Raw genomic sequence first — 9,301 nt, 5'->3', positions numbered from 1 at the left:
TAACCTACTGTTTAATTTTCAAAGTTCATTTTTCATGTTTGCCCTTTTCTTAAGGACAAGTAATACTATATCACCTTTATTTATCCAAGTCAATATAATTTTTTATTTTTTTTAAGATTTTTAATTTTTCTATGTTTTATCAGCTTAACTCTCATAAATTAATGATAAACAAAAGTCCTTATTTCATAGGACTAATATATATTTTATGCCCAATTTTCCTTTTTATTCTATAATTTAAATTTTTTATTTGTAGTAATACACATTTTTTTAAAATTAATTTACATTTCTTTCACTTGTAATTTTTGTAATCTTGTATTAGATTATTATTAAAAAATGATTTATCAATAATTTGATTGAGAATGACAATTTTTACATATCAAAGTATTATATAAATACTATGCTACATTTTAGGAGGATTTTATTATGAGCAAAAAAGTATTAATCATGTCTGCTTCTACTGGTGGTGGACATAATAGAGCGGCTCTAGCTATTAAAGAAGAACTTACATCCAAAACAATTGACGGAGAGCCTGTTGAATGCGAAATAATAGATAGTTTGAAATTAGTCAATAACATAATGGATAAAATAATTTCAAGAGGATATGAAAAATCTGCCATATATACACCCAAAGCATATGGAAGTGTATATAGATTATCTGAAACAAATCTTTTATCAAAAAATGAATTTAAAGGTAATCTAATAATTACATTTATGGCAAAAAAATTAAAAAAACTCATTAGAAACACAAAACCAGATTTAATTATAGGTACACATCCTTTTCCAATGATTGCTTTAAGCACATTGAAAAAAAATTTTAACTTACATAATAATGAAACAAATGCTTCTACTGATCATTTTTATAAGCATCATACAAGTACTATTAATGTTCCTCCTCTTATTTCTGTATTAACTGATTATACTACTCATTCCACATGGATACAAAATGAGATTGACTACTATATTGTTGGTCATGAGTATGTAAAGGAATTATTAGTATTTGATGGAGTTGAACCTAGTAAAATTAGAACATTTGGAATCCCTGTTGAAAAATCGTTCCATTCTCATAGAGACAAAAGAATTGTTCTTTCTGAACTAAATTTATCTCCTGATAAATTAACTGTTTTACTTATGGGCGGCAGCTTTGGAGCTGGAAATATAAAAGAAACTCTTGATGAGTTATTAGATACAGATAGAGATTTTCAGATACTTGTAATAACTGGCAGAAATGAAAGTTTAAAAGAGAAAATTGAAAAAAAACTTGTATCTCGTTATCATGACAAAAATGTATGTGTACTTGGATATACTGATAAAATGAATGACATTTTAGCTTCTATAGATGTTTTAGTCAGTAAGCCTGGCGGACTTACTACAACTGAAGCACTCTTAAAAGATGTACCCATGATAGTTCCATATTATATACCTGGACAAGAAGAAGAAAATCTTGATTTCTTATCCAATTGTGGTGCAGCACTTAGAACTACAAAGAAATATAATTTATCAATATTATTAAAAGTTTTAATAGATGACTCTAGTAGGCTAGAAATGTTAAAGAAAAATATAAAATCTATAAGAAAGTCAAATTCAGCCCAAAACATAGCTAATTTAGTATTAAGTATAATTTCTGATTAATACAATAAATAAAATCCCTATAGTGTACCTATTAGGGATTTTTTATCTTCTAATTATTTAATTACTAGATTGGTTCATAAAAATCTTCTTCATAATCATACTGATAGTTTTTATAGTTATTTCTGAATTCAGTGTTTTTATTTCTTGGAGTTTTCTTAGTTTTTTTCTTGTTAGAAAAACTTATATCCTCAAAATCATCATATTTAGGCTTGTCTTTTGATTTCATTTTTTTAACTCTTTTTTCCTTCATTGCATTATGTTCTTCTAAGTTCATAATTGGTTTCATGTTGCACCCCTATCAAAATTTTTAAATGATTTATACAACAAATTATACAATACAGAAGAAATTTATTCAATAAATCTAAATCAAAATTAATCTAAATTTAACTCCAAAAAATTACAAAAATCGAGGTTATAACCTCGATTTTTATATTTCTCTTCTACCTTCCAATGCTTTTGATATTGTAACTTCATCTGCATATTCTAAATCTCCTCCAACAGGAAGACCATGAGCTATCCTAGTAACTTTGATTCCCATTGGCTTTACTAATCTTGCAATATACATAGCTGTGGCTTCTCCTTCAATAGTAGGATTTGTAGCCATTATTATTTCTTTTACATCTTGATTACCAAGCCTTTGTATAAGCTCTTTTATTTTTAACATATCTGGTCCAATACCATCCATTGGAGAAATAACTCCATTTAATACATGATATTGTCCTTTAAATTCTCTTATTCTCTCCATAGCTGCAACATCTCTTGGATCTTCTACCACACATATAGTACTAGAGTCCCTATTCTTATTTGAGCACATACTACATGGGTCTGTATCTGTTATATTGCAACAAATTGAACAATACTTTATCTCTCTTTTTGCGTCTATAATTGCCTTAGATAAAGCCTCCACATCATTAGTATTCATATTAATAATATGAAAAGCCAACCTTTGAGCAGTCTTTCTTCCAACTCCTGGAAGCTTTGAAAATTCTTCTATTAGTCTCGTTATTGGACCTGTATAAACTTGCATAAATATCACCTACTAGAATAACCCTGGTATATTCATACCTCCAGTTACCTTACTCATTTGATTTGCTTGTATATCATCAATATTTCTCAATGCTTGATTTACTGCACTTAAAACTAAATCCTGTAACATTTCTATATCGTCTGGATCAACAACTTCTGGTTTAATAGTTATATCTAAAACTTCTTTTTTACCATTAACTTTTACAGTAACTGCTCCTCCACCAACTGAAGCTTCTACTTCTTTATTTTCTAACTCTTGTTGAGCTTTTTGCATATTTTCTTGCATCTTTTGAGCCTGCTTTAATAAGTTATTCATATTTCCACCACCAGGCATCATTCCGCCTCCAAAACCTTTTTTAGCCATAAACACTATTCCTCCTAAACTTATTTTCATTTTATTATTATATCATAATAGTATTTTATTATTTACTTTCATTTTCATCAATACTATCTTTTATTTCTAGTATTTCTTCGTTTACTATGTTCTTTAGTATCTCTTCACCAATGTCTTTTTTTTCTTTAACTTCAAGATTTATATCTTTGACTTCTGATGACAATACTATTTTTACACTAAAGCTTCTATTTAAAACTTCTCTTATAGTCTTCTCTAGATAATCTATTGTATCTGGGGAGCTTAATCTAGTTTTTGCAAAATCAAATTTATCATCAAATATTACATATAACATGTTAGAATATACATTAAAACTTTTTACCTCACTTAAAAGAGCGTATATTGGCATTTTTTTATCTTTTTTAATTTGTTTAAGTATATTTTTCCATGATGATTCTATAAGTAGAACGTCTTCATTCTTTACCTCTTCATAAACGATGCTTTCTTTTTTTGAATTTATTTCTCTATTATCCTCATATTCATTTTCTTTACCACTATCATTATTTGTAATTTTAAAGCTACCCATTTCAATCATTTTTTCCAAATTCTCAACCCTTTTAATAAGAGCTTCTTTACTTTCATCAAACATTGGCTGAGCAATCTTCATTATAGTTATTTCTACTAAGACTCTTGGATTTGAAGATGATTTTATATCATCTTGAGTTGTTGACAGTATATTTAAAATTCTTATTAAATCATTTATATCTATGTCCTCAGACTGAGATTTAAGTTGCTCTATAGTTTCTTCTGGTAATGAGATTATTTCATCTAGTTCTGATGATACTTTGCAAACCATTAAATTTCTAAAATGGTCTATTAAATCATTTGTAAGGTTTCTTATATCTTTCCCCCATAAAACAAATTCATTTAATATTTCAAGAGATTTTTTAGTATCTTGCGCTACAATACATTGAGACAATTCAAATAATTGTTCTATATTCACGCTTCCCATCAACTCAACAACATCTTTATAATCTACTTTATTCTCTCCAAATGATATACACTGGTCTAATATGCTAAGAGCATCTCTAAGTGCTCCTTGAGAATTTCTAGATATCAGATTAAGAGCTTTGTCATCTATGTCAATTCCTTCATCTTCACAAATTTTTTTCATCCTAAGAGTCATATCTTTAACAGTAACTCTTTTAAAATCATATCTTTGGCAACGTGATAAAATAGTTGCAGGTATCTTATGAGGTTCAGTAGTAGCTAATATAAAGATTACATATGAGGGAGGTTCTTCTAATGTCTTTAACAATGCATTAAAAGCTCCTTGAGACAACATATGAACCTCATCTATTATATATACTTTATATTTAGCATTAGCTGGAGAATATTTTACACTTTCTCTAAGTTCTCTTATATCATCTACACTATTATTTGATGCTGCATCTATTTCTACAACATCCATTGTATTATCTTTTAATATTGATTCACATATTTCACACTCATTACAAGGTTCTTCATTTAATTTATTTAAACAATTTACTGCTCTTGAAAAAATTTTTGCAGTAGATGTCTTCCCAGTACCTCTTGTACCACAAAACAAATAGGCATGTCCTATATTATCATTGTATATTTGATTTTTTAAAGTCTTAATAATATGTTCTTGACCAACAACATCATCAAATCTTTGTGGTCTATATGCTCTATATAATGCTTTATGCATCTTTTTACCTCTCTTTAGTAAAATTAATAAAAAAATCCCTCATTATCTAAGGGATTAGTCTTTTATATATTAAATGCTGTACACCATCTATCGACTTAATTCCATAGGCGTTACCAAAACAGTTAGCTCAACTTAGGCACCCCCGCGGCACACAAAAGTGATCACTTACCGCTGCTTCCTTCCGGATCTGACGGGGTTCATGAGCTTTCATTGCGCAGGACCTAAGCATCAACACCACTTATTCAGGGCGGCCCTACAAAAAATAAGCCTTTAGATGGAATTCAATCCTGCTATAGCGGATTGCAGGTTACAGGGCACCGCTACCTCCCCATCTAGTACAGCAAAATTACAACCATATTTAATTACTTTTATTTATTGTTTCTGGCGGAGAGAGTGGGATTTGAACCCACGATACAGTTTTACCCATATACTCGCTTTCCAGGCGAGCGCCTTCGACCACTCGACCATCTCTCCTTAATCTCTTTTTCTTAATGCCTTAAAAAATTCTTGCAATATGATCGAGCATTCTTCTTGCAAAACATCAAAAGCCACTTTTACATTATTATTTTCAAAATAATCTAATTTAAACTCATGCTGTTTCTCTATATATGAATTTTTTATATGTCTTGTCCCTATTATAAGCTTTTTTATTCTAGAATTAACTATTGCACCACTACACATTATGCAAGGCTCTAGTGTAACATATAAATCACAATCTGTCAATCTCCACCCACCTAATTTTTCTGATGCTTGCTTTATCGCTAAAATTTCTGCATGAGCTGTAGAATCTTTCAATGTTTCTGTAAGGTTATGAGCCCTTGCTATTATTTGATTATCTTTAACTATAACAGCACCTATTGGTGTTTCTCTCTTATTATATGCTTTATATGCTTCTTTTAATGCTTCTTTCATATAAAATGAACTTTCCATAATTCCTCCCAAAACTTATAACAAACTTATCTTATCATAATTCATTTTATAATTCAACTTAATTTTATTTTGTTTATTTAATATATTGCTATGCATAGCTACATTTAATTTAAATTAACCTAAAAAAAATTTTCAGAGTCTAATTAAATGTTGATTTATGAAAATATTTAGCTTTTTATGATGAATATTCTATTATATATATTAACATAAAAAAGTTATGAAATTATTAAATCTCATAACTTTTTTTAATTTACTATTTACTTATAGTATATTTTTAATCTTAAAATATATTATCACTTATATAATATTAATACATAATTATTTTATAACATCAACACCCATATAAGGTCTTAATTCTTCTGGAACCATTACAGAGCCATCTGCTTGTTGATAATTTTCTAATATAGCAGCTAAGCATCTTCCTATAGCTAATCCAGAACCATTTAATGTATGAACATATTCTGCTTTTGATTTTTTATCCCTTTTAAATCTTATTCCCGCTCTTCTTGCTTGAAAATCTTCAAAGTTTGAACAAGAAGATATTTCTACATATCTATTATAACTTGGCATCCAAACTTCTAAATCGTATTTAAAAGCAGCTGTAAACCCTAAGTCTCCTGTACATATTCTTACAACTCTATATGGAAGACCTAACATTTGTAACATAGTTTCAGCATCATGAGTTAATGATTCTAATTCCTTATAAGAATCCTCTGGTTTAACAAATTTAACTAATTCAACTTTATTGAATTGATGTTGTCTAACTAAACCTCTTGTATCTCTTCCTGCTGAACCAGCTTCAGATCTAAAGCAAGGAGTATATGCACAATATTTTATTGGAAGTTCTGCAACATCTAATATTTCATTAGCATGTATATTTGTCACAGGTACTTCAGCTGTTGGTATTAAGAAATACTCTAGCCCTTCTATTTTAAACATATCTTCCTCAAATTTAGGAAGTTGACCAGTGCCTATAAAACTATTTCTATTAGCCATAAATGGAGGTAAAACTTCTGTATATCCATGTTTAGCTGTGTGAGTATTTAAGAAGAAATTCATTAAAGATCTTTCTAATCTAGCACCTAGTCCTCTATATAAAGTAAATCTTGAACCAGTTATTTTTCCAGCTGTTTCAAAGTCTAGTATGCCTAAACCAGTTCCTATATCCCAGTGAGCTTTATGTTCAAAATCAAATTTTGTAGGTTCTCCCCAAGTTCTTACTTGAACATTGTCTTCATCTGTTTCACCTTGTGGCACATCTGGATGAGGTACATTTGGAATTCTCATCAATGCATATTCCATTTTTGCTTCAACTTCTTTTACTTTCTCATCAATACCTTTTATCTTGTCTGATAATTCTTTTAATCTTGCTTTTTCCTCTTCTACATCTTTTCCTTCTTTTATTAATTGTGGTATCTTTTTAGAGTTTACATTTAATTCATTTTTCATAACTTCAACTTCTTGAAGTATCTCTCTTCTTTTATTATCTAATTCCACTACAGCATCAAGGTCGAATTCTTTTTCGCCTCTTATTTCCATAGCTTTTTTAATATCATCTAAGTTTTCTCTTATTCTTTTAATATCTAACATATTAATTCCTCCTAATAATTTTTATAATATAAATTAATAATTCCAATTTAAATTAAAATATTTTTAACTTCAAATTCTTAGTTTAAACAAATTTGGAAAATAAAAAAAGACCTCCGTTTACCCTATAAAAGGGACGAAAATCTTTTATCCGCGTTGCCACCCTAATTGATTATACCCATATGTATAATCCTCTCAGACCTGTAACGTAGGTAAACGTCTAGCTTTAACTAGAAGCTCTAGAGTAGATTCAAAAACCATTGTAATGAGTTCTCACCATCCACTCATTCTCTGAATACAACCTGTTTTTTACTATTTTCTTTCAATGCTTTTAACTAATTGTTTTATTTGATAATCATTATATTATATATATTAACATCTTTCAATACTATTATTCAATTTTTTTTTAGAATTTTCTTTAATTTATTATCTTAAGTTTGATTTTTTTGTTTAATTAAAATATTATCTTTTATCCAAAGAATTTAAATTACTTGTGTTACTAAACAATAATGAAGCAGGAATAAATGGAACTTCTATTTTATTTTCATCAAATTTTTTCTTAACTTTTTCCATTACATCAAAATATACATCCCAGTAATCATCAGTTTTAACCCAAGGTCTGGCAACTATTTGCATAGTATTATTACCTATAGAGTTTAAACCTATGATTGGCTTTGGGTCATCTAGTATCCTTTTTTCATTTGTAAAAATTTCATTTAATATAGATTTAACCATATCTATATCGCTATCATAAGAAATATTATACGAAAAATCTATCCTTCTTTTATTTTGATGTGTGTAATTAATTATATTATTACTTGTCAATTGAAAATTTGGTATTATTATAGTTTTATTATCTGGAGTTTTAAGAACAGTACTAAATATTTGTATATCAGAAACTGTACCTTCTACACCTGACCCTTGAATATAATCACCTATATTGAATGGCTTAAAAAACAAAATAATCATGCCTGAGCCTAGATTTGATAATATTTCTTTAAATGCTAATCCTATACTAAATCCAGCCGCTCCTAAGACCGCTACAACTGACGTAGTTTGTATTCCTATAATCCCTAAACTTATCAATGATATGATGGATAGCATTGATATATATATACCATATACAATAAAATTATTTACACCTTTACTCATTCCATATTTAATTAGAAACTTAGAAACCATCTTTCTTACTATCTTAGCTATATAAATACCTATTATAAATATTGTTATTGCATATATAATATTTGGTATATTATCACTGAAATTATTAAGCATATTTTCTAAAGTTCTCTTCGTTATATTACTATTTGTTGAAGTAGTCTTAGCCAATGACAAAAAATTCATTTAACTCCTCCTTATGATAATACTCCACTGTCATCTAATTTTTTTATTATATCTTCAATAGTCTTTTCTTTGAGTGCTTCAATTGTATGAATATGACTACATTCTGTTAAGACTGATAATTGTTTAAACTCATTTGTTTCAACTTTTCTCATAAAATCATCTATATCCATTTTAGAATAAATATTAAGTTCTGCAGTTATTTGACCATATGTTGGATGATTTACAATAACATCTTTTACAATTCCACCTAAATCTACAATAATTCTTAGTTCTTCATAAATTTCTTGGGAATTTTTATGATTTTTACATTTTATTTGTCTGGAAAAGTATGGTTGATTATATATTATATATCCTTGAGGTGTAGCTATTATTTCAAAGCCTTTAGCCCTTATAAGCGCTATATCTTGTACTATTACTTGTCTGCTTACATTTAATAGCTCCGCTAGCACTCCACCTTTTACAGGATGCTTAGATTCCTTTAAAATATCTATTAATTTGTTTCTTCTTTCATTAGAATTCATATTACACCTTCTTTCTAAATCAAAACTTTTTGTCTATATTATATAATTTTATATTTTATCTTAGTATAAATCAATACAGAGTTTATATTCTGTTTAATTTTAGATTTTATGTTTTATGGCAAACAATAAAAAAAGATTACGTGGCTACGTCCTACTCTCCCAGGCAGTTTCCCACCAAGTACCATCAGCGCTAGAGAGCTTAAC

The 9,301-nt window shown here is 28.3% G+C and carries 9 protein-coding genes, 1 tRNA gene, 1 other RNA gene and 1 other annotated feature; of the genes, 1 reads left to right on the top strand and 10 read right to left on the bottom strand.

Translation table 11 applies throughout. The annotated features are described in order from the left end of the window. The first annotated feature begins 423 nt into the window (after positions 1-423). Entirely contained in the window at positions 424-1,629 is a 1,206-nt protein-coding gene (locus KGF36_RS19665; protein WP_227830444.1) for an MGDG synthase family glycosyltransferase, read from the top strand. Between the two features lie 64 nt (positions 1,630-1,693). Here KGF36_RS19665 and KGF36_RS19660 read toward each other — a convergent pair whose 3' ends face one another. The 10 genes from KGF36_RS19660 to KGF36_RS19615 all read right to left on the bottom strand — a co-directional run bounded on the left by KGF36_RS19660 (position 1,694) and on the right by KGF36_RS19615 (position 9,097). Then, entirely contained in the window at positions 1,694-1,915 is a 222-nt protein-coding gene (locus KGF36_RS19660) for a hypothetical protein (protein ID WP_227830445.1), read from the bottom strand. Between the two features lie 141 nt (positions 1,916-2,056). After that, positions 2,057-2,656 (bottom strand): recombination mediator RecR, encoded by a 600-nt coding sequence (gene recR / locus KGF36_RS19655; RefSeq protein WP_227830451.1) that lies wholly within the window; start codon positions 2,654-2,656, stop codon positions 2,057-2,059. A gap of 12 nt (positions 2,657-2,668) precedes the next feature. Continuing rightward, a complete protein-coding gene (locus tag KGF36_RS19650) occupies positions 2,669-3,019 on the bottom strand; it encodes a YbaB/EbfC family nucleoid-associated protein (protein WP_227437598.1) in 351 nt (116 codons plus the stop codon). A 58-nt stretch (positions 3,020-3,077) separates the two neighbouring features. Beyond that, on the bottom strand, positions 3,078-4,715 hold the full coding sequence (dnaX, locus tag KGF36_RS19645) for a DNA polymerase III subunit gamma/tau (RefSeq protein ID WP_227854971.1): 1,638 nt from the start codon (positions 4,713-4,715) through the stop codon (positions 3,078-3,080). Between the two features lie 76 nt (positions 4,716-4,791). Next, positions 4,792-5,056, bottom strand: an RNA gene (gene ffs / locus KGF36_RS19640) — signal recognition particle sRNA large type. A 41-nt stretch (positions 5,057-5,097) separates the two neighbouring features. Beyond that, positions 5,098-5,189, bottom strand: a tRNA-Ser gene (locus tag KGF36_RS19635). Continuing rightward, entirely contained in the window at positions 5,190-5,645 is a 456-nt protein-coding gene (locus KGF36_RS19630; protein ID WP_227830447.1) for a nucleoside deaminase, read from the bottom strand. Between the two features lie 318 nt (positions 5,646-5,963). Further along, on the bottom strand, positions 5,964-7,235 hold the full coding sequence (serS, locus tag KGF36_RS19625) for a serine--tRNA ligase (protein WP_227830448.1): 1,272 nt from the start codon (positions 7,233-7,235) through the stop codon (positions 5,964-5,966). A gap of 126 nt (positions 7,236-7,361) precedes the next feature. Then, positions 7,362-7,567 (bottom strand) — a binding site (T-box leader). 127 nt (positions 7,568-7,694) lie between these two features. After that, entirely contained in the window at positions 7,695-8,576 is an 882-nt protein-coding gene (locus KGF36_RS19620; protein WP_227830449.1) for a mechanosensitive ion channel family protein, read from the bottom strand. 11 nt (positions 8,577-8,587) lie between these two features. Further along, a complete protein-coding gene (locus tag KGF36_RS19615; protein WP_227830450.1) occupies positions 8,588-9,097 on the bottom strand; it encodes a transcription repressor NadR in 510 nt (169 codons plus the stop codon). Positions 9,098-9,301: the final 204 nt, after the last annotated feature.

This window comes from Clostridioides sp. ZZV14-6009, assembly GCF_020658095.1.
Taxonomy (GTDB): Bacteria; Bacillota; Clostridia; order Peptostreptococcales; family Peptostreptococcaceae; genus Clostridioides.
Note: the sequence above shows the minus strand (reverse complement) of the source record. Positions and strands in the feature narration are given on the sequence as shown.